This is a genomic window from Enterobacter sp. WPR_3_1 (assembly GCF_003635055.1).
In the GTDB taxonomy this organism is placed as follows: Bacteria; Pseudomonadota; Gammaproteobacteria; order Enterobacterales; family Enterobacteriaceae; genus Enterobacter; species Enterobacter ludwigii.
Genome location: NZ_RBXU01000009.1, coordinates 567,548 through 593,314 on the forward strand (window position 1 = coordinate 567,548; position 25,767 = coordinate 593,314).

The 25,767-nt window shown below is 53.6% G+C and carries 28 protein-coding genes and 2 tRNA genes; 9 read left to right on the plus strand and 21 right to left on the minus strand.

The genetic code is table 11. The features are described 5' to 3' along the window. The 3 genes from nusA to BJ887_RS11100 form a co-directional block, all read right to left on the minus strand. Nucleotides 1-1,503, minus strand: coding sequence for a transcription termination factor NusA (gene nusA, locus BJ887_RS11090; RefSeq protein ID WP_014171785.1), 1,503 nt, complete (start codon nt 1,501-1,503; stop codon nt 1-3). Between the two features lie 28 nt (nt 1,504-1,531). After that, a complete protein-coding gene (gene rimP, locus BJ887_RS11095; protein WP_014833432.1) occupies nt 1,532-1,984 on the minus strand; it encodes a ribosome maturation factor RimP in 453 nt (150 codons plus the stop codon). A gap of 207 nt (nt 1,985-2,191) precedes the next feature. After that, nucleotides 2,192-2,268 (minus strand) — tRNA-Met (locus BJ887_RS11100). Nucleotides 2,269-2,555: 287 nt separating this feature from the next. Here BJ887_RS11100 and argG point away from each other — a divergent pair. Then, the gene (gene argG, locus BJ887_RS11105; RefSeq protein ID WP_020883538.1) at nt 2,556-3,902 is read left to right on the plus strand and encodes an argininosuccinate synthase; all 1,347 of its coding nucleotides are present in this window, start codon (nt 2,556-2,558) and stop codon (nt 3,900-3,902) included. Between the two features lie 165 nt (nt 3,903-4,067). Here the strand turns inward: argG and BJ887_RS11110 are convergent. The 6 genes from BJ887_RS11110 to rlmE form a co-directional block, all read right to left on the minus strand. Continuing rightward, nucleotides 4,068-4,154, minus strand: a tRNA-Leu gene (locus tag BJ887_RS11110). Nucleotides 4,155-4,163: 9 nt separating this feature from the next. Continuing rightward, nucleotides 4,164-4,496: a preprotein translocase subunit SecG gene (gene secG, locus BJ887_RS11115; RefSeq protein ID WP_020883537.1), complete on the minus strand. Its 333-nt coding sequence runs from the start codon at nt 4,494-4,496 to the stop codon at nt 4,164-4,166. Between the two features lie 223 nt (nt 4,497-4,719). After that, nucleotides 4,720-6,057, minus strand: a complete 1,338-nt coding sequence (glmM, locus tag BJ887_RS11120) for a phosphoglucosamine mutase (protein WP_014171789.1) — start codon at nt 6,055-6,057, stop codon at nt 4,720-4,722. Next, nucleotides 6,050-6,898 (minus strand): dihydropteroate synthase, encoded by an 849-nt coding sequence (folP, locus tag BJ887_RS11125; RefSeq protein WP_020883535.1) that lies wholly within the window; start codon nt 6,896-6,898, stop codon nt 6,050-6,052. Before folP ends, glmM begins: the two co-directional genes overlap by 8 nt. Before the next feature lie 98 nt (nt 6,899-6,996). Next, nucleotides 6,997-8,931: an ATP-dependent zinc metalloprotease FtsH gene (gene ftsH / locus BJ887_RS11130; protein WP_025202925.1), complete on the minus strand. Its 1,935-nt coding sequence runs from the start codon at nt 8,929-8,931 to the stop codon at nt 6,997-6,999. Nucleotides 8,932-9,033: 102 nt separating this feature from the next. Next, on the minus strand, nt 9,034-9,660 hold the full coding sequence (gene rlmE / locus BJ887_RS11135; protein ID WP_014171792.1) for a 23S rRNA (uridine(2552)-2'-O)-methyltransferase RlmE: 627 nt from the start codon (nt 9,658-9,660) through the stop codon (nt 9,034-9,036). 127 nt (nt 9,661-9,787) lie between these two features. Here rlmE and yhbY point away from each other — a divergent pair, with 127 nt between their 5' ends. Next, complete coding sequence (gene yhbY, locus BJ887_RS11140) at nt 9,788-10,081, plus strand: ribosome assembly RNA-binding protein YhbY (protein WP_003861814.1); 294 nt, start codon at nt 9,788-9,790, stop codon at nt 10,079-10,081. Between the two features lie 151 nt (nt 10,082-10,232). Here the strand turns inward: yhbY and greA are convergent, their stop codons facing one another. Further along, nucleotides 10,233-10,709 (minus strand): transcription elongation factor GreA, encoded by a 477-nt coding sequence (greA, locus tag BJ887_RS11145; RefSeq protein WP_014171793.1) that lies wholly within the window; start codon nt 10,707-10,709, stop codon nt 10,233-10,235. A gap of 227 nt (nt 10,710-10,936) precedes the next feature. On the opposite strand from greA, the gene dacB reads away from it, so the two are divergent. Genes dacB through pmrB form a run of 3 tightly spaced genes read left to right on the plus strand, consistent with a single transcriptional unit; the run spans nt 10,937 to nt 14,075 of the window. Continuing rightward, nucleotides 10,937-12,370: a serine-type D-Ala-D-Ala carboxypeptidase gene (gene dacB / locus BJ887_RS11150; protein WP_025202924.1), complete on the plus strand. Its 1,434-nt coding sequence runs from the start codon at nt 10,937-10,939 to the stop codon at nt 12,368-12,370. A 2-nt stretch (nt 12,371-12,372) separates the two neighbouring features. Continuing rightward, nucleotides 12,373-13,035: a two-component system response regulator PmrA gene (gene pmrA, locus BJ887_RS11155; RefSeq protein WP_014171795.1), complete on the plus strand. Its 663-nt coding sequence runs from the start codon at nt 12,373-12,375 to the stop codon at nt 13,033-13,035. Further along, nucleotides 13,032-14,075: a two-component system sensor histidine kinase PmrB gene (gene pmrB / locus BJ887_RS11160; protein WP_121339878.1), complete on the plus strand. Its 1,044-nt coding sequence runs from the start codon at nt 13,032-13,034 to the stop codon at nt 14,073-14,075. The genes pmrA and pmrB overlap by 4 nt, the downstream gene beginning before the upstream one ends. Before the next feature lie 33 nt (nt 14,076-14,108). On the opposite strand, the gene cgtA is transcribed toward pmrB, so the two are convergent. The 4 genes from cgtA to rplU all read right to left on the minus strand — a co-directional run bounded on the left by cgtA (nt 14,109) and on the right by rplU (nt 16,947). Beyond that, nucleotides 14,109-15,281 (minus strand): Obg family GTPase CgtA, encoded by a 1,173-nt coding sequence (gene cgtA, locus BJ887_RS11165; RefSeq protein ID WP_014171797.1) that lies wholly within the window; start codon nt 15,279-15,281, stop codon nt 14,109-14,111. A gap of 15 nt (nt 15,282-15,296) precedes the next feature. Continuing rightward, entirely contained in the window at nt 15,297-16,262 is a 966-nt protein-coding gene (locus BJ887_RS11170) for a DMT family transporter (RefSeq protein WP_014171799.1), read from the minus strand. Nucleotides 16,263-16,358: 96 nt separating this feature from the next. After that, nucleotides 16,359-16,616: a 50S ribosomal protein L27 gene (rpmA, locus tag BJ887_RS11175; RefSeq protein ID WP_004385076.1), complete on the minus strand. Its 258-nt coding sequence runs from the start codon at nt 16,614-16,616 to the stop codon at nt 16,359-16,361. Between the two features lie 19 nt (nt 16,617-16,635). Continuing rightward, entirely contained in the window at nt 16,636-16,947 is a 312-nt protein-coding gene (rplU, locus tag BJ887_RS11180) for a 50S ribosomal protein L21 (RefSeq protein ID WP_003025032.1), read from the minus strand. 256 nt (nt 16,948-17,203) lie between these two features. Between rplU and ispB the strand changes: the two genes are divergently transcribed. Both ispB and sfsB read left to right on the plus strand, forming a co-directional pair. Then, nucleotides 17,204-18,175: an octaprenyl diphosphate synthase gene (ispB, locus tag BJ887_RS11185; RefSeq protein ID WP_121339879.1), complete on the plus strand. Its 972-nt coding sequence runs from the start codon at nt 17,204-17,206 to the stop codon at nt 18,173-18,175. 231 nt (nt 18,176-18,406) lie between these two features. Continuing rightward, nucleotides 18,407-18,694: a DNA-binding transcriptional regulator SfsB gene (sfsB, locus tag BJ887_RS11190; protein WP_014171802.1), complete on the plus strand. Its 288-nt coding sequence runs from the start codon at nt 18,407-18,409 to the stop codon at nt 18,692-18,694. Nucleotides 18,695-18,755: 61 nt separating this feature from the next. On the opposite strand, the gene murA is transcribed toward sfsB, so the two are convergent. From murA to mlaF, 7 genes are all read right to left on the minus strand, one after another. Next, complete coding sequence (gene murA, locus BJ887_RS11195) at nt 18,756-20,015, minus strand: UDP-N-acetylglucosamine 1-carboxyvinyltransferase (protein ID WP_020883531.1); 1,260 nt, start codon at nt 20,013-20,015, stop codon at nt 18,756-18,758. Between the two features lie 50 nt (nt 20,016-20,065). Further along, nucleotides 20,066-20,320, minus strand: a complete 255-nt coding sequence (ibaG, locus tag BJ887_RS11200) for a BolA family iron metabolism protein IbaG (protein WP_008501458.1) — start codon at nt 20,318-20,320, stop codon at nt 20,066-20,068. 126 nt (nt 20,321-20,446) lie between these two features. Then, nucleotides 20,447-20,740 carry a lipid asymmetry maintenance protein MlaB gene (gene mlaB / locus BJ887_RS11205; protein ID WP_014171806.1) on the minus strand — a complete coding sequence of 98 codons (294 nt, stop codon included), beginning with the start codon at nt 20,738-20,740 and terminating at the stop codon, nt 20,447-20,449. Continuing rightward, nucleotides 20,740-21,375 (minus strand): phospholipid-binding protein MlaC, encoded by a 636-nt coding sequence (gene mlaC / locus BJ887_RS11210; RefSeq protein ID WP_047956163.1) that lies wholly within the window; start codon nt 21,373-21,375, stop codon nt 20,740-20,742. Before mlaC ends, mlaB begins: the two co-directional genes overlap by 1 nt. An 18-nt stretch (nt 21,376-21,393) precedes the next feature. After that, nucleotides 21,394-21,942, minus strand: coding sequence for an outer membrane lipid asymmetry maintenance protein MlaD (gene mlaD, locus BJ887_RS11215; protein ID WP_025202923.1), 549 nt, complete (start codon nt 21,940-21,942; stop codon nt 21,394-21,396). A gap of 4 nt (nt 21,943-21,946) precedes the next feature. Continuing rightward, complete coding sequence (gene mlaE / locus BJ887_RS11220; protein ID WP_010436044.1) at nt 21,947-22,729, minus strand: lipid asymmetry maintenance ABC transporter permease subunit MlaE; 783 nt, start codon at nt 22,727-22,729, stop codon at nt 21,947-21,949. A 7-nt stretch (nt 22,730-22,736) separates the two neighbouring features. Beyond that, nucleotides 22,737-23,549: a phospholipid ABC transporter ATP-binding protein MlaF gene (mlaF, locus tag BJ887_RS11225; RefSeq protein ID WP_068795052.1), complete on the minus strand. Its 813-nt coding sequence runs from the start codon at nt 23,547-23,549 to the stop codon at nt 22,737-22,739. A gap of 231 nt (nt 23,550-23,780) precedes the next feature. Here mlaF and BJ887_RS11230 point away from each other — a divergent pair, with 231 nt between their 5' ends. Beyond that, nucleotides 23,781-24,758: a calcium/sodium antiporter gene (locus BJ887_RS11230; RefSeq protein WP_121339880.1), complete on the plus strand. Its 978-nt coding sequence runs from the start codon at nt 23,781-23,783 to the stop codon at nt 24,756-24,758. Nucleotides 24,759-24,771: 13 nt separating this feature from the next. Beyond that, nucleotides 24,772-25,758: an arabinose-5-phosphate isomerase KdsD gene (gene kdsD, locus BJ887_RS11235; protein ID WP_121339881.1), complete on the plus strand. Its 987-nt coding sequence runs from the start codon at nt 24,772-24,774 to the stop codon at nt 25,756-25,758. The last annotated feature ends 9 nt before the right edge of the window (nt 25,759-25,767 follow it).

The window sequence follows — 25,767 nt, forward strand, 5'->3', positions numbered from 1 at the left end:
TTACGCTTCGTCGCCGAACCAGCAAATATTACGTGCGGCCATGATGAGTTCGCCGGCTTTCTCGTCGGTTAAACCTTCGATATCGGCCAGGTCATCAACGCCTTGCTCAGCGAGATCTTCCAGCGTACAAACACCACGGGCAGCCAGCTTGAACGCAATCGCACGATCAAGACCTTCCAGATTCAGCAGGTCATCAGCCGGCTTCTTATCGCCAAGGCTTTCTTCCTGAGCCAGTGCCAGGGTGGTCAGTGCGTTTTTAGCGCGTTCACGCAGGGCTTCAACGGTGGCTTCATCAAGACCGTCGATTTCCAGCAGCTCTTTCATTGGCACATAGGCCAGTTCTTCAAGGGTAGAGAAACCTTCTTCAACCAGAACAGTGGCGAAATCTTCGTCAATATCCAGGTATTTCGTGAAGGTATCGATCGCCGCATGGGCTTCAGCCTGATGCTTAGCCTGCAGGTCATCAACGGTCATTACGTTGAGTTCCCAGCCGCTCAGCTGTGACGCCAGGCGTACGTTCTGACCGTTACGGCCGATTGCCTGCGCCAGGTTGCCCGCTTCAACAGCGATATCCATGGTGTGTTTGTCTTCGTCAACAACGATAGACGCCACATCCGCCGGAGCCATTGCGTTAATCACGAATTGCGCCGGGTTGTCGTCCCACAGGACGATATCGATACGCTCGCCGCCCAGTTCGGTAGAAACCGCCTGAACACGCGCACCGCGCATACCTACGCAAGCACCGACCGGGTCGATACGCTTGTCGTTGGTTTTCACCGCGATTTTCGCGCGTGAACCCGGATCGCGGGCAGCCGCTTTAATTTCGATAACTTCTTCGCCGATTTCCGGTACTTCGATACGGAACAGTTCAATCAGCATCTCTGGCTTGGAACGGGTCACAAACAGCTGTGCACCACGCGCTTCAGGGCGTACGGCATACAGAACGCCACGAATACGGTCACCCGGGCGGAAGTTTTCACGCGGCAGCATGTCTTCACGCAGGATAACGGCTTCAGCGTTACCTGGCAGCCCTTCAGATTTGATTTCCAGAGAGATGTTGTCGCGGTTTACTTTCTTCACCACGCCGGTAATGATCTCACCTTCCTGATCGCGGAACTGATCGACAACCAGCGCACGCTCAGCTTCACGGACTTTCTGGACGATAACCTGTTTTGCGGTTTGCGTGGTGATACGGTCGAAGGTGACAGATTCAATCTGATCTTCAACATAGTCACCCACGTTCAGGCTTTCGTCTTCAAAACGCGCCGCTTCCAGGGTGATCTCTTTCGTCGGCTGGGTCACCTCTTCAACGATTACCCAACGACGGAATGTATCGAAGTCACCGCTTTTACGATCGATTTCTACGCGAACATCGATCTCTTGTTCGTATTTTTTCTTGGTTGCTGTAGCCAGTGCACTTTCCAGCGCTTCGAAAATCTTCTCACGCGGCAGTGATTTCTCGTTGGAGACGGCTTCAACAACAGCCAAAATTTCTTTGTTCATCGCGGGCTTTTCACCTCAATCCAGACTGTTAAAAGTGGGGAACCAGGTTCGCCTTCTGGATATTACTCAGCGCGAACACTTCATCTTTGCCTTCGACTGTAACCGTGATCATTTCACCATCAACGGCTTTGATAATTCCCTGCCATTTACGGCGGTTCTGTACGGCCATACGCAGAACGAGAGCCACTTCTTCACCGGTAAAGCGCACATAGTGCTCGGCCGTGAACATCGGGCGATCGAGGCCGGGTGAGGAAACTTCCAGGTTGTACGCAACGGTAATCGGGTCTTCAACATCAAGAACCGCACTCACCTGGTGGCTAACATCAGCACAATCATCAACATTGATGCCATCTTCACTATCAATATAGATGCGCAGCGTCGATGTACGGCCGCGAACGAATTCGATGCCGACCAGTTCGTAGCCCAGTGCTTCGACCGGTGCAGTAATCATCTCTGTTAATTTTTGCTCTAATGTGGACAAGCCCACCCCCAAGACATAAAAAAAGGGCGTAAAGCCCAGTTATTCTGTAGTCAGATAACAAAAAACCCCGATAAATCGGGGCTTTAGATAACTGAACCCTATAGCCGCAACTGCGGCCTGGAGCACTCTCCGAAAGAATTTTTTCAAATCCAGCTACGAAGGCTCTAAGTCTTCACAGTATATTTGAAAAAGAACTTTATGGGAAAGTGGTTGCGGGGGCCGGATTTGAACCGACGACCTTCGGGTTATGAGCCCGACGAGCTACCAGGCTGCTCCACCCCGCGCCTGAAACGTGGCAAATTCTACGCGTTTTGGAGAGAATTTGCAAATAATGCTGGGATTTGGTACCGAAGACGGGACGTAAAATCGGCGTTTAGTATATTGATAGTGAACCCCACCTGTCAAGCCAGTTTCCGCCAGGTCAGACAAAGGGAAAATTTTACAAAAAACGCACGAGTCTCTTCCGGTCATCGACAAAAGATGATTAAATGAATACTCACTTATTTTGCATAAACATGCATCGAGAGCGAAAGCGGTCTCTTAATCAGTCAATCAAGCAGGGTTTTATTTTATGACGACGATTCTCAAGCATCTTCCGGTAGGACAACGTATTGGCATCGCTTTTTCAGGCGGCCTGGATACCAGCGCTGCACTGCTGTGGATGCGCCAGAAGGGAGCGGTTCCGTATGCATATACTGCGAACCTGGGTCAGCCGGATGAGGACGATTATGATGCAATCCCTCGTCGCGCTAAAGAGTATGGCGCAGAGAACGCGCGCCTGATTGACTGCCGTAAGCAACTGGTCGCTGAAGGTATTGCTGCTATTCAGTGTGGTGCTTTCCATAATACTACCGGCGGCCTGACCTATTTCAATACCACCCCGCTGGGCCGTGCAGTGACCGGTACCATGCTGGTTGCCGCCATGAAAGAAGATGGCGTAAACATCTGGGGTGATGGCAGTACGTATAAAGGAAACGATATCGAACGTTTCTATCGTTATGGCCTGCTGACCAACGCCGAGCTGCAGATTTATAAACCGTGGCTCGATACCGACTTTATCGACGAGCTGGGCGGCCGTCATGAAATGTCCGAGTTTATGATCGCCTGTGGCTTCGACTATAAGATGTCCGTTGAGAAAGCCTACTCTACCGATTCCAATATGCTGGGTGCGACGCACGAAGCGAAGGACCTGGAATTCCTGAACTCCAGCGTGAAGATCGTTAACCCGATCATGGGTGTGAAGTTCTGGGACGAAAACGTCAAAATCCAGGCGGAAGAAGTTACCGTGCGTTTCGAGCGCGGCCATCCGGTTGCCCTGAACGGCAAGACCTTCTCTGACGATGTGGAACTGATGCTGGAAGCTAACCGTATCGGTGGCCGTCACGGTCTGGGCATGAGCGACCAAATTGAAAACCGTATTATTGAAGCAAAAAGCCGTGGCATCTATGAAGCCCCTGGGATGGCGCTGCTGCACATCGCTTATGAACGTCTCCTGACCGGTATTCACAACGAAGACACCATCGAGCAGTATCACTCTCATGGTCGTCAGCTCGGTAAACTGCTGTACCAGGGCCGTTGGTTCGACCCACAGGCCCTGATGCTGCGTGATGCACTGCAACGTTGGGTGGCAAGCGCGATCACCGGCGAAGTGACGCTGGAGCTGCGTCGCGGGAATGACTACTCGATTCTGAACACCGTGTCCGACAACCTGACTTATAAAGCAGAGCGTCTGACCATGGAGAAAGGTGAATCCGTGTTCTCTCCGGACGATCGTATTGGCCAGCTGACCATGCGTAACCTGGACATCACCGATACCCGTGAGAAGCTGTTCAACTACGTTGAGAATGGCCTGCTCTCCGCAAGCGCCGGTAATGGCCTGCCGCAGGTTGAAAACCTGGAGCACAGCGTTAAGAAGTAAGGCTTACGCAGAAATGCAAAAGGCGCCCACTGGGCGCCTTTTTTACGACCGCTACAGAACCGGTCCCGCTGGCACGAACGTACCCGCCGACGAAAACGCCCCTTCTACAGACGAAATCTACAGACGAAAAAAAAGACGTCTTTCGACGTCTTTCTTCTGGAATATTGGTACCGAGGATGGGACTCGAACCCACAAGCCCGTTAGGGCACTACCACCTCAAGGTAGCGTGTCTACCAATTCCACCACCTCGGTACTGAATACTTAGTGCGGGATATCGCTGGTCGGCTTAGCCGGTGCAGCTGGCTGAGTCTGCTCAGTTTTCGCTGGCGCGCTCAGATTTTCCCACTCGCTTCCTTTGCTGGTCTTGTTGCTGTTGATATTGCCAAGCGCCAGACTGATGATGAAGAACAGCGTAGCCAGAATCGCCGTTGTGCGGGTCATGAAGTTCGCAGAACCACTTGAACCGAACAGCGTACCGGAAGCGCCTGCTCCGAAGGAGGCTCCCATATCAGCGCCTTTGCCTTGCTGCAGCATGATCAGCGCTACGAGAGCGATGGCTACAATAAGGAAAATAACTAAAAGAGCTTCGTACATAATCAACCTGTTCCTTGCGGATTTGCCGCATACCAATGCTTCGACCAATTAGCAGGATTTTTGTTTCCCACTGAAGCGGGTGTGAATACTAACCAAAGCGAATGTGCTTCGCAAGGGCAATTTTGACGCATTGTATCAACTGCGGAAAAAAACAGCAAAAAGCCATCAATTGCTCACAACAAAGGCGGCAAGCGCCGCCTTTTTAATCACTTAACGTGAAAAACTATGCAGCTTTTACGGCATCCGCAATACGGTGTGCAAATTCATTCACCTGCGCCTCGTCTTCGCCTTCCACCATTACGCGGATCAGCGGTTCAGTTCCAGACTTACGCAGCAGCACACGCCCACGGTTGCCCAGCGCGGCTTCAACGTCAGCCATCACCGCTTTCACATTTTCATTTTCCAGCGGGTCGCCTTTACCGGCGGTGAAACGCACATTCACCAGGATCTGCGGGAACATTTTCATGCCGCTGCAGAGATCGTGCAGGCTCATATGGTTGCGCGCCATGGCGGCAACAACCTGCAGCGCAGCGACGATACCGTCTCCGGTGGTGGTTTTATCCAGCAGGATCACGTGGCCTGAGTTTTCAGCCCCGATACGCCAGCCTTTTTCCTGCAGTTTTTCCAGCACATAGCGGTCGCCCACTTTTGCACGGACAAACGGAATACCCAGCTGTTTCAGCGCCAGCTCCAGACCCATGTTGCTCATCAGCGTGCCTACTGCCCCGCCGCGCAGCTGGCCCTGACGCAGACCTTCACGCGCAATGATATAGAGGATCTGGTCGCCGTCGACCTTATTACCTTCGTGATCGACCATGATCACGCGATCGCCGTCGCCATCCAGTGCGATGCCCAGATCGGCTTTTTCCGCCAGAACGCGTGCCTGCAGAGCACGAACGTCAGTCGCACCCACCTGTTCGTTAATATTCAGGCCATCGGGCTCACAGCCGATGGTAATCACGTTCGCACCCAGTTCGCGGAAAACATTCGGCGCAATGTGATAGGTCGCACCGTTGGCGCAGTCCACCACAATTTTAAGATGGGCCAGGCTCAGTTCGTTCGGGAAAGTACCTTTACAGAATTCGATGTAACGACCCGCGGCATCGACAATGCGGTTCGCTTTACCCAGCTCGGCGGAGTCGACACAGGTGATCTCTTTTTCCATCTCCGCTTCGATCGCCTCTTCCACTTCATCCGGCAGCTTAGTGCCGTCGATGGAGAAGAATTTAATGCCGTTGTCATAAAACGGGTTATGCGAGGCCGAAATCACAATCCCTGCTTCAGCACGGAAAGTACGCGTCAGATATGCCACAGCAGGCGTTGGCATTGGGCCAGTGAAGGAAGCGGAAAGCCCCGCGGCAGCCAGACCGGCCTCCAGCGCTGACTCCAGCATATACCCGGAGATACGGGTATCTTTACCAATGATGATTTTACGAGAGCCATGACGTGCAAGGACTTTACCCGCTGCCCAGCCCAGTTTCAGTACAAAATCAGGGGTGATTGGCGCATCACCCACGCGCCCACGAATACCATCGGTACCAAAATATTTACGATTACTCATAGCGTTTGTTTTCCTTCGCTGCCAGTGTAGCTTCCACTACACGCATGGCTTCTACTGTTTCTTTAACGTCATGGACACGAATAATGTGCGCACCCTGCATCGCCGCAATTACAGCGCAGGCCAGGCTTCCGCTCAGACGTTCGCTCGGCCCTACATTCAGTAACTGACCAATCATCGACTTTCTCGACATACCAACCAGCAATGGCAGGTCGAAATGATGGAATTCCGATAAGCGCGCAAGCAGCTCATAATTGTGAGAGAGATTTTTACCGAAACCGAACCCCGGGTCGAGCAGCAATTTCTCTTTTGCGATACCCGCACGTTCACAACGTGCAATATGCTCAATAAAGAAGCGATTTACGTCGGCATAAACATCGTCATACTTTGGCGCTTCCTGCATGGTTTTCGGCTGTCCTTGCATGTGCATCAGGCAAACCGGTAGCCCGGTCTCCGCGGCCGCCTCCAGTGCGCCAGGCTCCGTCAGCGAGCGAATATCATTGATGATGTGAGCACCCACTCTCGCGACTTCACGGATCACTTCAGGTTTAGACGTATCGACGGAGATCCACACTTCGAACCGCTGTGCGATAGCTTCAACCACAGGCACCACGCGCGCCAGTTCTTCTTCCACCGAAACGTCTGCCGCCCCAGGGCGCGTCGATTCCCCGCCTACGTCAATGATGGTGGCGCCCGCGTTAATCATCAAATTTGCGTGCTTCACAGCCTCGATAAGCGTGTTATGCGTGCCGCCGTCAGAGAAGGAGTCAGGCGTGACATTCAGGATACCCATCACATGCGGATGTGAGAGATCGAGATGCGAGTCCTGGGCGAATAGTTTCATGGTCAAATCCCTGGTATCAATATGGTTTTACAGAAAAGAAAAACCCCGGAGCAAGCTCCAGGGTTTGAGGTGCAAACATAGACTTCAACAGCAGTGACTTACTTGTCGCCCAACTGTTCTGACATGGTGTTGCCCGGGTTCGGCGTACGCGGTTCATCGACCGGACGCGGCGCACGCGGTGTGCCATTGTTGTCAGAATTGTTGGAAGCGCCTGGGTCTTCCCAACCCGCTGGCGGACGCACTTCGCGGCGAGCCATCAAGTCGTCAATCTGCGGAGCATCGATGGTTTCATATTTCATGAGCGCATCTTTCATCGAATGCAGAATGTCCAGGTTATCGTTCAGGATCTGACGGGCGCGATTGTAGTTACGCTCGATCAGCAGCTTCACTTCCTGGTCAATGATACGTGCGGTTTCATCGGACATGTGTTTCGCTTTCGCCACGGAGCGGCCCAGGAACACTTCACCTTCTTCTTCCGCATACAGCAGGGGACCCAGCTTCTCGGAGAAGCCCCATTGGGTCACCATGTTACGTGCCAGGTTGGTCGCGACTTTAATGTCGTTGGACGCACCGGTCGAAACATGTTCCGCGCCGTAAATAATCTCTTCTGCCAGACGACCGCCGTAAAGGGTTGAAATCTGACTTTCCAGCTTCTGACGACTGGCGCTGATGGCATCGCCTTCCGGCAGGAAGAACGTCACACCCAGCGCACGACCGCGCGGAATAATCGTCACTTTATGCACCGGATCGTGTTCCGGCACCAGGCGACCGATAATCGCGTGACCGGCTTCGTGGTAAGCCGTGGACTCTTTCTGCGCTTCCGTCATCACCATGGAGCGACGTTCCGCACCCATCATGATTTTGTCTTTCGCTTTCTCGAACTCCACCATCGACACAACGCGTTTGTTACCGCGAGCAGCAAACAGTGCAGCTTCGTTGACCAGGTTTGCCAGGTCAGCACCGGAGAAGCCCGGCGTACCACGCGCGATGATCGCCGCGTCGACATCCGGTGCCAGCGGTACGCGACGCATGTGAACTTTCAGAATCTGTTCACGACCACGTACATCCGGCAGACCAACCACAACCTGACGGTCGAAACGGCCTGGACGCAGCAACGCAGGGTCAAGAACGTCCGGACGGTTAGTCGCCGCGATAACGATAATACCTTCGTTACCTTCGAAGCCATCCATCTCAACCAGCATCTGGTTAAGCGTCTGTTCACGTTCATCGTGACCACCGCCCAGGCCTGCGCCACGCTGGCGGCCTACGGCGTCGATTTCATCGATGAAGATAATGCACGGTGCTGCCTTCTTGGCCTGCTCGAACATGTCACGCACACGAGATGCACCAACACCCACGAACATTTCAACGAAGTCAGAACCTGAAATAGTAAAGAACGGCACCTTCGCTTCACCCGCGATGGCTTTCGCCAGCAGGGTTTTACCGGTACCCGGAGGCCCCACCATCAGAACGCCTTTCGGGATCTTACCGCCCAGTTTCTGGAAACGGCTCGGCTCGCGCAGGTATTCAACCAGTTCGCCCACTTCTTCTTTTGCTTCGTCGCAACCTGCAACGTCGGCAAACGTGGTCTTGATCTGATCTTCCGTTAGCATACGCGCCTTGCTCTTACCGAACGACATGGCACCTTTGCCACCGCCGCCCTGCATCTGGCGCATAAAGAAGATCCAGACGCCAATAAGAAGCAGCATCGGGAACCAGGAGATGAAGATAGAAGCCAGCAGGCTTGGTTCTTCTGGCGGCTCACCTACCACCTTGACGTTTTTGGTCAGAAGGTTATCAAGCAGCTTAGGATCGTTCACCGGGATGTAAGTCGTGTAACGGTTACTATCTTTCTTGGTAACGTTGATCTCACGTCCGTTGATACGCGCTTCGCGAACCTGGTCCTGATTGACCTCCTGCAGGAAGGTAGAATAATCCACCTTGCGGCCATTCGACTCGCTGGGCCCAAAGCTCTGGAATACTGACATCAGCACAACGGCAATGACCAGCCAGAGTATTAGGTTTTTCGCCATGTCACTCAAGGGATTAACCTCATATTACAACTGTGTTAAAAACAGCGTCAGGATACTCTATATCCCGTGTCATTCAAACTTTCGTCTGAAAGACGCGGGTTATCATTTTCGCCCGGTCGCTACAATATACACTTCTCGGGAACGGGCCCGGGAAGAGTCCGGCTTACGAACTTTAACCTTCGCAAACAGGGAGCGAATTTCCTTAAGATACTCCTCGAAACCTTCGCCCTGAAACACCTTCACAACAAAACTACCACCAGGCGCTAGTACATCACGACACATTTCTAACGCTAGCTCCACCAAATACATGGCGCGGGGGATATCCACCGCCGGTGTTCCACACATATTTGGTGCCATATCTGACATGACAACCTGGACCTTACTATCACCTACACGCTCAAGTAGCGCTTTCAGCACTAATTCATCACGAAAGTCGCCCTGAAGGAAGTCGACACCGACGATGGGATCCATTGGTAAAAGGTCGCATGCGATGATTCGGCCCGTTCCGCCGATCTGCGTAACCGCATACTGGGACCATCCGCCAGGTGCTGCACCGAGATCGACAACCGTCATTCCCGGCTTAAAAAGTTTGTCACTTTGCTGTATTTCATCAAGTTTAAACCAGGCACGGGAACGCAACCCCTTTTTCTGTGCCTGTTGAACATATTTATCGCTAAAGTGTTCCTGAAGCCAGCGGCTGGAGCTGGCAGAACGCTTTTTACCTGTCATTTAACATTTCCGTCCTGGTTCATCGTTACTTGCCTGTGACGTAAATTTCTACGCAGCTATTTGGCGATATAAGGGAGATGGCGGTAGAATGAACCGTTTTCAATCCCAACGTAAGCAAAAATATACGATGAATCTGAGTACTAAACAAAAACAGCACCTTAAAGGTCTGGCACATCCGCTCAAGCCTGTAGTCATGCTTGGCAACAATGGTTTGACCGAAGGGGTGCTTGCCGAGATTGAACAAGCGCTGGAACACCACGAGCTGATCAAGGTGAAAATCGCCTCTGAAGACCGAGACACTAAAAACCTGATCGTGGAAGCCATCGTGCGTGAAACGGGTGCCTGTAATGTACAGGTCATCGGTAAAACGCTGGTGCTCTATCGCCCATCTAAAGAGCGTAAAATCTCGCTGCCACGCTAAGGATATCCTGAATCGAACACATTTTCTGTGTAAAACGAGGGATTTCTGTCAGCAGGTGAGCAAAATGCCACGCTCCTTGAGTTGATAAAAGGCCGCTATGCGGCCTTTTTCTTTTCTTTACAATGTATCAACATCTTAGTCGAGATGCGAATTACAGGTATTCAACCTTAATAATTTCGTATTCCACTTCGCCACCCGGGGTGCGGATAGTGACAACATCATCCTGCTCTTTGCCAATCAGGCCGCGAGCAATCGGGGAGTTCACCGAAATCAGATTCTGTTTAAAGTCCGCTTCATCATCACCCACGATGCGATAAGTCTGCTCTTCGTCATTGTCCAGGTTCAGCACGGTAACGGTTGAACCAAAAATGACGCGGCCATTGTTAGGCATTTTGGTGATATCGATAACCTGCGCATTGGACAGTTTTGCTTCGATATCTTTAATACGCCCTTCACAGAAGCCCTGCTGCTCACGCGCCGCGTGGTATTCAGCATTCTCTTTCAGGTCGCCATGCTCACGCGCATCCGCGATAGCGGCGATGATTTCAGGGCGACGAACGGATTTCAGAAAATCCAGCTCTTCGCGCAGTTTTTCGGCACCACGTAAGGTCATCGGAATAGCTTGCATTTGTTATACCTCTTAAACATTCCTGTTGGGAGCAGTGTTCCCTGCCCCGGCCCCCATGAGCGGGCCAGAAGCAAAAAGAAAACCGACCCGGGAGCGAAGCCCCAGGTCAGCAACAATTTTCAATTTGATACGCATTTTACCGCGAAGTTCACTATGGGTCATCGTTTACTTTGCAGTGCTATGCACCGTAGTATGACGGTTTGTTTTCGGGTTGTTAGCGCGAGATTATGCGATTTTCCAGATTTATCATCGGATTGACTACCAGTATAGCGTTCAGCGTTCAGGCCGCGAATGTTGATGAGTACATTAATCAGCTCCCCGCAGGTGCCAACCTTGCCTTGATGGTGCAGAAGGTCGGGGCGCAGTCGCCAGAGATTGACTATCACAGTCAACAGATGGCGCTGCCTGCCAGTACCCAGAAGGTGATCACCGCACTCGCCGCCCTGCTTCAGCTTGGACCTGACTTCCGTTTTACCACCACGCTCGAGACCAAAGGCAACATCGAGGGTGGCGAACTGAAAGGCGATCTTATCGCTCGTTTCGGGGGAGATCCTACGTTTAAACGCCAGGATATCCGCAACATGGTCGCGTCGCTGAAAAAATCTGGCGTGCAGAAGATTGATGGCAATGTGTTAATCGACACCTCTATTTTTGCCAGCCACGATAAAGCGCCAGGATGGCCGTGGAACGACATGACGCAGTGCTTTAGCGCTCCGCCAGCCGCCGCGATTGTGGATCGTAACTGCTTCTCCATTTCACTTTACAGCGCGCCAAAACCGGATGACTTAGCGTTTATTCGCGTGGCGTCTTACTACCCGGTGACGATGTTCAGCCAGGTTCGTACCCTCGCAAAAGGCTCCCCGGATGCGCAGTATTGCGAGCTGGACGTGGTGCCAGGCGATCTTAACCGCTTCACGCTGACCGGGTGCCTGACACAGCGCGCCGACCCATTGCCGCTGGCCTTTGCGATACAGGATGGCGCAAGCTATGCGGGTGCCATTCTCAAGGATGAACTGAAGCAGGCGGGAATAACCTATTCCGGTACCCTGCTGCGCCAGACGCAGGTCAATCAACCCGGTACGGTGATCGCCAGCAAACAATCTGCGCCGCTGCACGATCTGCTACGGATTATGCTGAAAAAGTCTGACAACATGATTGCTGACACGGTGTTCCGCATGATTGGTCACGCGCGTTTCGGCGTGCCAGGAACCTGGCGTGCGGGTTCCGACGCCGTGCGTCAGATCCTGCGCCAACAGGCAGGGATCGATCTTGGCAACACCATTGCCGTCGATGGATCCGGGTTATCGCGGCATAATTTGATCTCCCCGGCAACGATGATGCAAGTACTTCAGTACATTGCACAACATGACACTGAGCTAAACTTTATTTCGATGCTGCCACTTGCCGGGCATGACGGTTCGCTTCAGTACCGTGCCGGCCTTCATGCGGCCGGGGTGGACGGAAAAGTTTCAGCCAAGACTGGTTCACTGCAGGGGGTTTATAACCTTGCAGGCTTCATCACTACCGCCAGCGGACAACGCATGGCATTCGTGCAGTATCTTTCCGGCTATGCCGTCGAACCGACCGACCAGCGTAATCGTCGTATTCCACTGGTTCGCTTCGAAAGCAGGCTTTATAAGGACATCTACCAGAATAACTAGCGATGAAACTACTCATAGTTGAAGACGATCTGTTATTGCAGGAAGGGCTGGCTCTGGCGCTGGCCAATGAAGGATATGCCCTAGACTGCGCCGCCACGGCGGCTGAGGCGGATGCCCTGATCCAGAGCGGCGAGTACAGTCTGGTGATCCTCGATTTAGGCTTACCGGATAAAGACGGCGCTACGCAGCTAAGCCAGTGGCGCCGCCGGGGTATCGCCAATCCGGTATTGATCCTGACGGCACGGGATGCCATTGAAGATCGTATCAACGGCCTCGATTCTGGCGCTGATGATTACCTGGTGAAACCGTTTGCCCTTGCGGAGCTTCAGGCGCGGGTACGGGCGTTGATTCGTCGTTATCAGGGACACAGCGATAACTTACTGACCGACGGCGATATTACGCTGAATCTGCAAACCCAGCAGGTGCTGTGCCAGTCCCTGCCGGTTGAAGTAACCCCAAAAGAGTTTGCGCTGCTGACGCGCCTGATTATGCGCAGCGGACAAACGGTACACCGCGAAACCCTGCAGCAGGATATTTATTCCTGGCAGGACGATCCCGGCTCAAATACCCTCGAAGTGCATATTCACAATCTGCGTCGCAAACTGGGTAAAGACCGGATTAAAACTGTCCGTGGCGTAGGCTACCGTCTGGAGAGCCAGAAATGAACAGCATGCGTCGGCGATTAATGGTTCTGCTGGCGGTCATTCTGTTATTTTTCCAGCTGATAAGCGTGATCTGGCTCTGGCATGAAAGCCGTGAACAGATTGGTTTTCTGGTCAACGAAACGCTCTCGGCGAAATCGCGCAATAATCATGTCGAGAAAGAGATCCGTGAAGCGATTGCCTCGCTGCTGGTCCCCTCTCTGGTGATGGTCGGTTTTACACTGTGCTTCTCATTCTGGGCGGTCACCTGGATAACCCGGCCGCTGAATCAACTGCGCGTCAGCCTGGCGAACCGCTCGGCGGATAACTTAACCCCACTCCCTGTCTATTCCGACATGGAAGAAATTGGTGCCGTCACAACCTCGCTCAACCAGCTCCTCGCCCGTTTGGATCACACCATTCAACAGGAACGTCTCTTCACCGCGGACGCCGCTCACGAGCTGCGAACGCCGCTTGCGGGGATCAGACTGCATCTGGAACTGATGGCGCAGTCCGGCTCTCCACAGGCCACAACGTTAATTACCCGTATCGATCAGCTGATGCACACGGTTGAGCAACTGCTGATGTTGTCCCGTGCCGGACAGGCGATGGCGAGCGGTCACTATGAAACCGTCAACTGGACAGACGATATCATCATGCCGCTCGGTCTTGGACATGAAGCCAAAGAGCATACGGTGATATGGCCGGACAAAAGCCCGCTCACGGTGCAGGGTGATGCGGTACTTCTGCGTTTGATGCTGCGCAATCTGCTTGAGAACGCCGGGCGCTACAGTCCGTCAGGCACAACGATTCGCGTGACTCTGGCCGACGTTGACGGGGGGACACAGGTCAGCGTTATCGATCAGGGGCCGGGAATAGATGAAGCGCACCGCCAGTTGATTACTGAACCGTTCCGTCGTCTTGACCAGCGCTACGGTGGCAGTGGCCTGGGGCTGAGCATTGTGCAACGTATCGTGCAGCTCCACCACGGCAAGCTGATGCTGGAGAATGGTACTGAGGGCGGCTTAATCGCCAGCTGCTGGTTGCCGTCCAGTCTGCAATAAAAAAAGCCCCCTTCCGGGGGCCTTAAACAGCAATTAGTGCTTGTAGATGAACTCGACACCTTCTTCGTCGTCTTCATCCCAGTCGTCGTCCCAGTCTTCTTCCTCTTCCACTTCCAGCTCTTCGAGCTGTTGGCGGTGGTAGTCATCCCACATGAATTCGACTTTTTCTGGCTGTTTCGCTTCTTCAGCCTGAACAACCGGGTTCTCGATGATAAAGGTCATCACATCCCAGCACAGATCTTTCACGCCAACCTGGCTTGCCGCGGAGATCAGGTAGTATTTATCTTCCCAGCCCATCGCTTCAGCAATGGCTTTCGCTTTCGCTTCCGCTTCGGCTTTATCCATCAGATCGATCTTGTTAAAGACCAGCCAGCGTGGCTTGTTCGCCAGTTTTTCGCTGTATTTTTCCAGCTCGCCGATAATGATGCGGGCATTTTCTACCGGATCGGAACCGTCGATTGGATCGATATCGATGAGATGCAGCAGTACGCGGCAGCGCTCAAGGTGTTTCAGGAAGCGGATACCCAGACCGGCACCTTCTGCAGCACCTTCAATCAGACCCGGGATATCAGCAACCACAAAGCTCTTCTCGTTATCCATACGGACAACGCCCAGGCTTGGTACCAGCGTGGTAAACGGATAATCCGCCACTTTTGGCTTGGCAGCAGAGACCGCACGAATAAACGTCGATTTACCGGCGTTTGGCATACCCAGCATCCCGACATCGGCCAGAAGCATCAGTTCCAGCTGCAGATCGCGCTTGTCGCCCGGCGTACCCATCGTTTTCTGACGCGGGGTACGGTTTACGGACGATTTGAAACGGCTGTTACCCAGACCGTGCCAGCCGCCTTTCGCCACCATCAGACGCTGACCGTGTTTGGTCATATCGCCCATGGTTTCGCCCGTCCCCTGGTCAATCACACGCGTACCGACCGGAACCTTAATGGTCACGTCTTTACCGCGTTTGCCCGTACAGTCACGGCTTTGACCGTTCTGACCACGCTCAGCGCGGAAGGATTTTTCGAAACGGTAGTCGATCAGCGTGTTGAGGTTCTCATCCGCCTCCAGCCACACGTCACCGCCGTCACCGCCGTCACCGCCGTCAGGACCGCCACGTGGAATATATTTCTCACGGCGGAAGCTCACGCAACCATTGCCGCCATCACCTGCCACGACCAGGATTGTCGCTTCATCAACAAACTTCATTTTACTCTCCGTAACTCATTCGCCTGAGCGGGGGACTACTACGACCGCTTCATTTTTGCGCCAACGCCCCCAAAGACGATGACCAATGGCGGAATACATCGCGCCCGCAACCACGACAAACGCACCGAGATAGCCCAACATGTTGAGCATCGGTCTGACGAAGACATCGGGCCAGGCCATTGATAACAAATCTGAAAATAACAGCGTAAACAGCGGGGTAAGCGTAATGAGTGCGCTCACCTGTGCTGCCTGCCAGCGCGCCATCGCTTCGGCCAACGCGCCATAACCGACCAGCGTGTTCAGCCCACAAAAAATGAGGCACGCCAGTTGCCAGTCGCTAAGCTGGGTAATCACACCCGGTTTTGCTAACGGCAATAATGCTATTGTACACAAAGTGTACAGCAAAAAGAGGATCTGCTGTGAGGCCAAACGACGCAATAACACCTTTTGCGCGACGCCATAACTCACCCAAACCGTTGCTGCTCCCACTCCGAAGATCACACCCCAGGTGTAATCCGTCAGTCGGGTAAAAATCTCTATCAGACTGGTGTTGAAGAACATCACCAGACCACAGAGCAACATGCTCGCCCCGATAATTTGCGTGCCACGCATCTTCTCCTTGAGGATAAAGACGCTGGCGACCATCATGCCGACCGGTGAAAGCTGACCAATCACCTGCGACGCCGTGGGGCTAAGATACTGCAGGGAAGAACTGAACAGTATGAAGTTACCGAACAGGCCACCCGTCGCGATAGCCAGCAACACCAGCCAGCGCGGTTTACGGAAGATACGCAACGGCGGAAGCTTACCTTTGATCGCGAGGATGGCCCCAAGGCCGATACTTGCCATCAGAAAGCGATAAAACACCACCGTTGGCGGCTCCATCACTTCCAGTACCTGCTTCATTGCAATTGGCAGCGCACCCCAGCACATTGCGGTCGTGAGCGCCAAAAGAATACCAATGCCGGCCTGCTGCTTCATGCCCGTTTTCCCTACAGAAAAAATTACCGGGTTTCCAATGTAAAAAGCCCCGCAACAGGTTGCGGGGCTTTAATCCGTTACCGGACCGAGAAAACCTTACTCAGCAACGATGCTGATGTATTTACGGTTGTTCGGGCCTTTAACTTCAAATTTCACTTTACCGTCTGCTTTAGCAAACAGAGTGTGGTCACGACCGCAACCTACGTTGTTGCCAGCGTGGAATTTGGTGCCACGTTGACGAACAATGATGCTACCCGCCAGAACGGATTCGCCACCGAAACGCTTAACGCCCAGGCGTTTAGCTTCTGAATCGCGACCGTTACGTGTGGAGCCGCCAGCCTTTTTATGTGCCATTTAAATCTCTCCTCAGGTCTTAGGCGCTGATGCCAGTAATTTTCACATCAGTGAACCACTGACGGTGGCCCTGCTGCTTACGGTAGTGTTTACGACGACGAAACTTAACGATTTTAACTTTCTCGCCACGACCGTGAGCAACAACTTCAGCTTTGATAACGCCGCCATCAACGAAAGGAACGCCGATTTTGACTTCTTCACCGTTTGCGATCATCAGAACTTCTGCGAACTCAACAGATTCGCCAGTTGCGATGTCCAGCTTTTCCAGGCGAACGGTCTGACCTTCGCTTACTCGGTGTTGTTTACCACCACTTTGGAAAACCGCGTACATATAAACTCCGCTTCCGCGCACATCCTCGTATGAATCAGAGTGCGCTATAAATATTCACAATAGGGCGCGAATATTACGCAAAACGCGAGCCTTTGACAAGTGCTACCATCAATACATGAAGAAAAAAAACACAACGCGTAAGGTAACGTTTATCTGAGCCGTTTTTTCAGTACAATCAGCACTACTATTGATAAACCTAACCCTTCGTTACCCCATTGAAGATGGGATAAACAGGATAAAAAGCCCGGCTTTTGCGATGAATTTAGAAAAAATCAACGAGTTAACCGCGCAAGATATGGCGGGTGTGAATGCAGCAATCCTGGAGCAACTCAATTCTGACGTTCAGCTGATCAATCAGTTGGGCTATTACATCGTCAGCGGCGGCGGTAAACGCATTCGCCCGATGATTGCCATCCTGGCTGCCCGAGCCGTCGGCTATCAGGGAAATGCTCACGTCACGATCGCGGCACTGATCGAATTTATTCACACTGCGACGCTTCTTCATGATGATGTTGTGGATGAATCAGACATGCGCCGGGGTAAAGCCACCGCCAACGCCGCCTTTGGCAATGCTGCCAGCGTCCTGGTGGGGGATTTTATCTATACCCGTGCCTTCCAGATGATGACCAGCCTGGGTTCGCTGAAAGTGCTGGAGGTCATGTCTGAAGCCGTTAACGTGATTGCTGAAGGCGAAGTGCTTCAGCTGATGAACGTCAACGACCCTGACATCACCGAAGAAAACTACATGCGCGTGATTTACAGCAAAACTGCGCGCCTGTTTGAAGCGGCTGCACAGTGTTCCGGCATTCTGGCTGGCTGTAGCGAAGCCCAGGAAAAAGGGCTGCAGGACTATGGCCGTTATCTGGGTACCGCATTCCAGCTGATTGATGATTTGCTGGATTACAGTGCAGACGGCGAAACGCTCGGCAAAAACGTGGGTGATGACCTGAACGAAGGCAAACCGACGCTGCCGCTACTCCATGCGATGCGCAACGGGTCAGCCGACCAGGCGAAAATGATCCGTGAAGCGATCGAGCAGGGAAATGGTCGTCATCTTCTGGAACCCGTGCTGGAAACAATGGCCACTTGCGGATCGCTGGACTGGACGCGTCAGCGTGCCGAAGAAGAGGCGGATAAAGCCATCGCCGCACTTCAGGTCATCCCGGACAGCCCATGGCGCGATGCGCTCATTGGTCTTGCCCATATCGCCGTTCAGCGCGACCGTTAATCCTGCTCTCCCCTCCCCGCGGCCCTCGCGGGGAGATTCCAGTACACACCTGTATATTCCTCTTTCACGTAAACGCACCGGTTTACAGACCGCATGAATAAAGCCATGCCTTATTCTGAATATCCCTACCAGTAACGCGAACTTTTTAGAACAAGAAATTGAAATGGGTATAGTAAGGCCAGTCGTTTCAGACGAAATGGCGTAAGTGAATCCGAACTTAAGGACAGCGTTATGGACACGAAATTTATCGACTGGCACACAGCAGATATCATTGCGGCACTGCGCAAAAAAGGCACATCACTGGCTGCGGAATCTCGCCGCCATGGCCTGAGTTCTTCAACCCTGGCAAATGCCCTGACGCGCCCCTGGCCGAAGGGAGAGTTGATCATTGCGACGGCGCTGGATACGCATCCGTGGGTGATCTGGCCTTCACGTTACCACGATCCCATTACCCATGAATTTATCGACAGATCGCGCATGATCCGCCAGAGGAAAGTGAAGAAAGACCCGCAGGAATAGCGGTTTTTTTGACAGGAACAGCAACCCCCCGGTCATTTCTGGCAGGGGGCTGCCGGAACGATTACTCGCCCTTCACACGCTCGATATTCGCACCCAGCGCGCGCAGTTTATCTTCGATACGTTCATAGCCACGATCGATGTGATAAATACGATCAACGACCGTCGTCCCTTCCGCAATACAACCCGCCAGCACCAGGCTTGCAGATGCACGCAGATCGGTTGCCATCACCTGAGCACCAGACAGTTTCTCAACGCCGTGGCAAATCACGGTATTACTCTCGATCTCAGCATGTGCGCCCATACGGATCAGTTCCGGTACGTGCATAAAGCGGTTTTCAAAGATGGTCTCGGTAATGAACCCCGTCCCTTCCGCCACCAGGTTTAACAGGGTGAACTGCGCCTGCATATCAGTCGGGAAAGCAGGATGCGGAGCTGTACGCACGTTTACCGCTTTTGGACGGTTGCCATGCATGTCCAGGCTGATCCAGTCTTCACCGATTTCGATATCAGCGCCTGCGTCACGCAGTTTCGCCAGCACCGCATCCAGGGTATCTGGCTGCGCGTTGCGGCAGGTAATTTTCCCGCCTGAAATCGCGGCAGCAACCAGGAACGTCCCGGTTTCGATACGGTCTGGCAGGACGCGATACACGCCGCCGCCCAGACGCTCAACGCCTTCGATGGTGATACGGTCGGTGCCCTGGCCGGTGATCTTCGCACCCAGCGCCACGAGGAAGTTCGCGGTATCCACAATCTCCGGTTCACGCGCGGCGTTTTCGATGATGGTAGTACCTTCTGCCAGCGTTGCCGCAGACATGATGGTGACGGTGGCACCAACGCTCACTTTGTCCATGACAATGTGCGCGCCTTTCAGGCGGCCATTCACGGACGCTTTAACATAACCTTCTTCGAGTTTGATCTCGGCGCCCAGTTTCTCCAGGCCAAAGATGTGCAGGTCAACCGGACGTGCACCGATTGCGCAGCCACCCGGCAGGGAAACCTGACCCTGACCAAAACGTGCCACCAGCGGGCCAAGCGCCCAGATGGATGCACGCATGGTTTTCACCAGATCGTAAGGTGCAGAAAAGTTGTTAACGTTGCTGGCGTCGATCCAGACGGAACCGTTACGCTCAACTTTGGTGCCCAGTTGGCTGAGCAACTTCATGGTGGTGTCGATATCTTTCAGCTTCGGTACGTTCTGAATTTCTACCGGCTCTTCCGCGAGCAGCGCAGCAAAGAGGATGGGCAGCGCGGCATTTTTTGCGCCAGAAATTGTGACTTCGCCCTGGAGACGCGTTGGCCCCTGTACACGAAATTTATCCATTGTGTGCTCTCTTATAAATTCAACCGTGCTGCGGGCGTGTCGCCCACAACTCAAAAACCGTTTAGTTTGCGATCGCGTGCCCACTCTTGAGGGGTGAACGCTTTAATCGACAGGGCGTGGATGCGGTTATCCGCAATGTATTCCATCAGCGGCGCGTATACAGCCTGCTGTTTCTTCACACGGCTCATACCGTCGAACATCTCACCCACAGCAATAACCTGGAAGTGACTGCCATCGCCAGTGACGTGGGCTTCCTGAAGGGAGAGTGCATTCATCAGCACTGTCTGGATTTCATGATTTTCCATGGGTTCTTAATCATCTGATAGTGAAAACAAGCCCAACATCTTAGAGCAAAGTGGCGTCGTCTTAAACAAGCAAAAAGCCCCGACGATGAATCTGTCAGGGCTTTCAGAAGTAACGCACTGAAAATATTAACGAGGCAGTACGTCCTGAGGGAGATTATAGAGCTGGGCCAGGGTGACCACATTATCGCTCGCCGCGTGCAGCGTAACGCTTGTCCCCTGCTTTTTCCCCACGGCTACAAGATGGGCCAGCAGCGCGACGCCTGCCGTGTCCACCCGTGAAATGCCGCTCAGATCGATAACCGTCACGCCCTGCATCGCTTCAAAACGTTTGTCCCAGAGCGGGTTCAGCAGATCCTGGTCGAGTTCACCCGTCAGCTTCAACGTCTCACCCTCACGCGACCAGCTCAGTTGATCCGACATTACTTCTTCTCGTCCAGAGAGATTTTCTGACGCGAGATAGACTGTAGCTGTGCGGTCAGGCCATCAATGCCTTTGGTGCGCAGCAGGTCACTCCACTCGTTCTGTTTAGTGGTGATCATGCTCACCCCTTCCGCAATCATGTCATAGGCCTGCCAGTGACCGGTCTGGCTGTTTTTACGCCACTGGAAGTCCAGGCGCACTGGCGGACGGCCGTTAGGATCGATAATCGTGACGCGGATAGGAATGATAGTCGCGTCGCCCAGCGGCTGCTCTGGCGCAATCTGATAGGTCTGACCGTGATACATCGCCAGTGCCTGACCGTAAGCCTGTTTCAGGTATTCACGGAACGCGGCAAAATAGGCTTCGCGCTGCGCCGGGGTCGCGTCTTTGTAATAACGGCCCAGAACCAACGCACCCGCATATTTGATCTGCACGTACGGCAGCAGCTCTTGATCAACCACGTCGCGCAGATAATCAGGATTGGAACGAATTTTCGGCTGTTCGTTTTTAAGCCGGTCGAAGGTCTTCTTCGCAGCCTCATCCATCAGTTTGTACGGGTTACTCTGATCCGCAGCATGCGCCGCGGTGAGAGGGGCAATGACCAGCATGGCAACCATTAACAGTCGTTTAAACATGAATGACTTCTCCTGAAATTAATTCGTCGTGCCTGGTGTCGGTGCGACACTGGCAGGATCTTCGCTCTGCGCAGGGGCAGCGTCGGACTTCTTATCATCTCCTTTACTGTTATAAAGGAACTGACCAATCATATCCTCCAGTACCATCGCGGACTTCGTATCCTGGATTACGCTACCGTCTTTAAGGATAGTCGTTCCCAGCTCCGGGTCTTCAAAACCGACGTTAAGCGCCAGATATTGCTCACCCAGGAGGCCGGACGTGCGAATAGAAAGCGAGCTGGTGTCCGGGATATGGTTGTAACGCTCTTCAATATCCATCGACACGCGCGGCAGATAGGTTTTCTCATCAAGCGTAATGTCAGAGACGCGCCCGATGACCACCCCGCCTATACGTACCGGCGAGCGCGCCTTCAGCCCGCCGATGTTATCAAAGGTCGCATAAATGCGATAAGTCGGCTCGGTGCGCACAGACGTGATATCCGCCGCTCTCAGGCAGATAAACAGCGCGGCCAGCAACGCCAGTAACAGGAACACGCCGACCCAAATTTCATTTTTTCTCGTTTGCATGAACTCAATTCCCAAACATCAGTGCGGTGAGCACAAAATCCAGACCCAGTACGGCCAGCGACGAATGTACGACAGTACGTGTAGTTGCACGGCTGATGCCCGCCGAGGTCGGGATCGCATCATAGCCATTGAACAAGGCGATCCAGGTGACCGTAATGGCAAATACCACGCTTTTAATCAGACAGTTAACCAGATCCATTCGCAGATCGATGGCGTCCTGCATGGCCGACCAGAAGAAGCCCGCATCGATGCCCTTCCAGTGAACGCCAACCAGCGAGCCGCCCCAGATACCCACGGCGACAAAGAGGATCGTCAGGAGCGGTAAGGAAATCACCCCCGCCCAGAAGCGTGGCGAGATCACGCGACGCAGCGGGTCGACCGCCATCATCTCCATGCTGGAAAGCTGCTCGGTCGCACGCATCAGGCCAATTTCAGCGGTCAATGCCGACCCTGCACGCCCGGCGAACAACAGCGCCGCCACCACCGGCCCCAGTTCACGCAGCAGCGACAGCGCCACCAGCATGCCGAGGCTGGTTTCGGCGCTGTAGGTCGTCAGAACGAGGTAGCCCTGCAGCCCCAGCACCATGCCGATAAACAGACCGGAGACAATGATGATGAGCATCGACAGCACGCCGACATTATAGAGCTGCCGCACCAGTAGCGGTGCATGCTTACGAAATTCCGGCTTGCCGACCAGCGCGTTGAACAACATCAATCCGGCGCGCCCGAACGTCCTGATGGTTTTTATGCCACGGTGTCCAAGAGCGGCCAATGCATTTAACAGCATCAGTGGCTTAACTCCCTATTCCCAGTAAATCGTCACGATAGTCGCCCGCCGGGTAGCGGAACGGCACAGGCCCATCCGCAATGCCGTCGAGGAACTGCCGTACACGCGGATCGCAGTTTTCCTGCAACGCCTGAGCGCTGCCATGCGCGACGATCCTTTTGTCTGCCACAATGTAGGCATAGTCGGCGATGCTCAACACTTCCGGTACATCGTGAGAAACCACTATGCAGGTTACGCCGAGCGCGCTGTTCAGTTCAGAGATGAGCTTCACCAGCACGCCCATCGTAATAGGGTCCTGCCCGACGAACGGTTCGTCGAACATGATTAAATCGGGTTCTAAGGCGATGGCGCGTGCCAGCGCAGCGCGGCGTGCCATACCGCCGGACAGCTCTGAGGGCATCAGTTTTGCAGCCCCTCGCAGTCCCACGGCTTCAAGCTTCATCATCACCGTACTTTTCAGCAGCTCTGGCGGCAGACTGGTGTGTTCGCGCAGCGGATAAGCCACGTTATCAAAGACGTTCATGTCCGTGAACAACGCTCCCGACTGGAAAAGCATACTCATGCGTTTACGAACAGTATACAGGCGCGATCGTGACATCTCGGGGATGTTTTCGCCGTCAAAGAGGATTTCACCGCTATCAGGTGGGATCTGGCCACCAATAAGGCGCAGCAGGGTCGTTTTACCGATCCCGGACGGCCCCATGATGGCAGTGATCTTGCCACGCGGTACGGTCAACGAAATATCATCGAATATCAATCTGTTGGCGCGAGAAAAACTCACACCCCGGACATCAACTAAATTCGCCATAGTGTGGCTCATTTATGGTTCCTTTCTTACCCTGCTCATGTTAAGCATGCAGACTGAATCAGCCCTAAACTCAGCATTTTTACAGAATATTAGCCGTTGAGGTTAGCGAAAGCTGGCATTTGTTTTACTTTTCCGGCGCATAAAGTCAAAATTAGGAATTCGTTACGCCTCAGACTGTATGCAGTCCTGCCATTCCATTCCTGCGCGATGGACCGACGAGTATACCTGAAGAAAGGACTTTTGATGCTTTTAGCAACAGCACTGTTAATAATTGGTTTACTTTTGGTGGTCTACAGTGCTGACCGTTTGGTATTTGCTGCATCTATCCTGTGCCGCCTGACTGGCGTACCGCCTGTCGTCATCGGGATGACCGTGGTCAGCGTCGGAACCTCGCTTCCTGAAATCATCGTCTCTGTCACGGCATCACTGCACGGTCAGTTAGACCTTGCCGTCGGCACCGCGATTGGATCCAACATCGTCAATATCTTACTGATCCTTGGCCTGGCGGCCCTGCTCCATCCATTTCGCGTGCATTCTGATGTTCTGCGCCGTGAATTGCCGCTAATGTTAATCGTAAGCCTGCTGGCAGGGTGCGTATTTTATGATGGCGTACTGAGCTACGGTGACGGCATTTTCTTACTGGCGCTGGCCGTTATCTGGCTATTGTATAGTGTTAAAATCGCCCGTCTGGCAGAAAAACAGGGCCAGGACAGCCTGACGCGAGAACAGGTCGCCGAACTCCCGCGTGAAGGCACGCTGCCTGTGGCGCTGCTGTGGCTCGGCGTCGCGCTGATCATCATGCCGATGGCCACGCGCATGGTCGTCGATAACGCCACGGTGCTGGCGAACTATTTCGCCATGAGTGAGCTCACCATTGGCCTGACGGTCATTGCCATTGGCACCAGTCTGCCAGAACTGGCCACCGCTCTCGCAGGGGCACGTAAAGGTGAAGATGACATTGCCATAGGCAATATTATCGGTTCAAACATTTTTAATATCGCCATCGTGATGGGCCTGCCGGCCCTGATAACGCCCGGGCCTTTTAACCCCCTGGCATTCTCACGCGATTACGGGGTGATGTTGCTGGTCAGCGTCATTTTTGCCCTGCTCTGCTGGCGGCGGCAACGACAGATCGGCAAAGGCGCAGGGGCGCTGCTGACGGGTGGATTTATCGTATGGATGGCGATGCTGTACTGGCTTTCGCCTCTTCTCTCTGGGTAAACGGAAACGCATTATGTCGCAAATAGAATTGCAGCCGGGTTTTGACTTTCAGAAAGCAGGCAAAGAGGTTCTGGAGATTGAACGTGAAGGTCTGGCGCAGTTAGATCAGTACATTAATCAGGATTTTAGTCTGGCATGTGAGAAGATGTTCTACTGTGCCGGTAAAGTCGTGGTGATGGGCATGGGCAAGTCCGGTCACATTGGGCGCAAAATGGCGGCAACGTTTGCCAGCACCGGAACCTCTTCCTTCTTTGTACACCCGGGGGAAGCCGCGCACGGCGATCTGGGCATGGTAACGCCGCAGGATATCGTCATCGCGCTATCGAACTCCGGTGAGTCTAATGAGATCCTGGCGCTGATCCCCGTGCTGAAGCGGCTGCGGGTTCCGCTTATTTGCATGACCAGCCGCCCGGAAAGTAGCATGGCGCGCGCGGCGGATATTCACCTGTGCGTGAAAGTGCCTAAAGAAGCCTGCCCGCTGGGTCTTGCTCCAACGTCCAGCACGACCGCTGCGCTGGTCATGGGCGATGCGCTTGCCGTTGCGTTGCTGGAAGCCCGCGGTTTTACCCCGGAAGATTTCGCGCTTTCCCACCCAGGTGGCGCGCTCGGGCGTAAGCTTCTGCTGCGGGTTAACGATATTATGCACACTGGCGATGAGATCCCTCACGTCAGTAAAGAGGCCTCCCTGCGCGATGCGCTGCTGGAGATCACCCGCAAGAATCTGGGTATGACGGTTGTGTGCGACGACCTGATGAAGATCAAGGGGATCTTCACCGATGGCGACCTGCGCCGCGTGTTCGACATGGGTGTTGATGTTCGCACGCTGGGCATCGCTGATGTGATGACGTCCGGCGGTATCCGTGTTCGTCCTGGCACGCTGGCGGTGGATGTGCTGAACCTGATGCAGTCCCGTCATATCACCTCAGTGATGGTTGCCGATGGCGACCAGTTGCTGGGTGTGGTACATATGCATGATCTGCTGCGCGCAGGCGTAGTGTAATGAAGGATA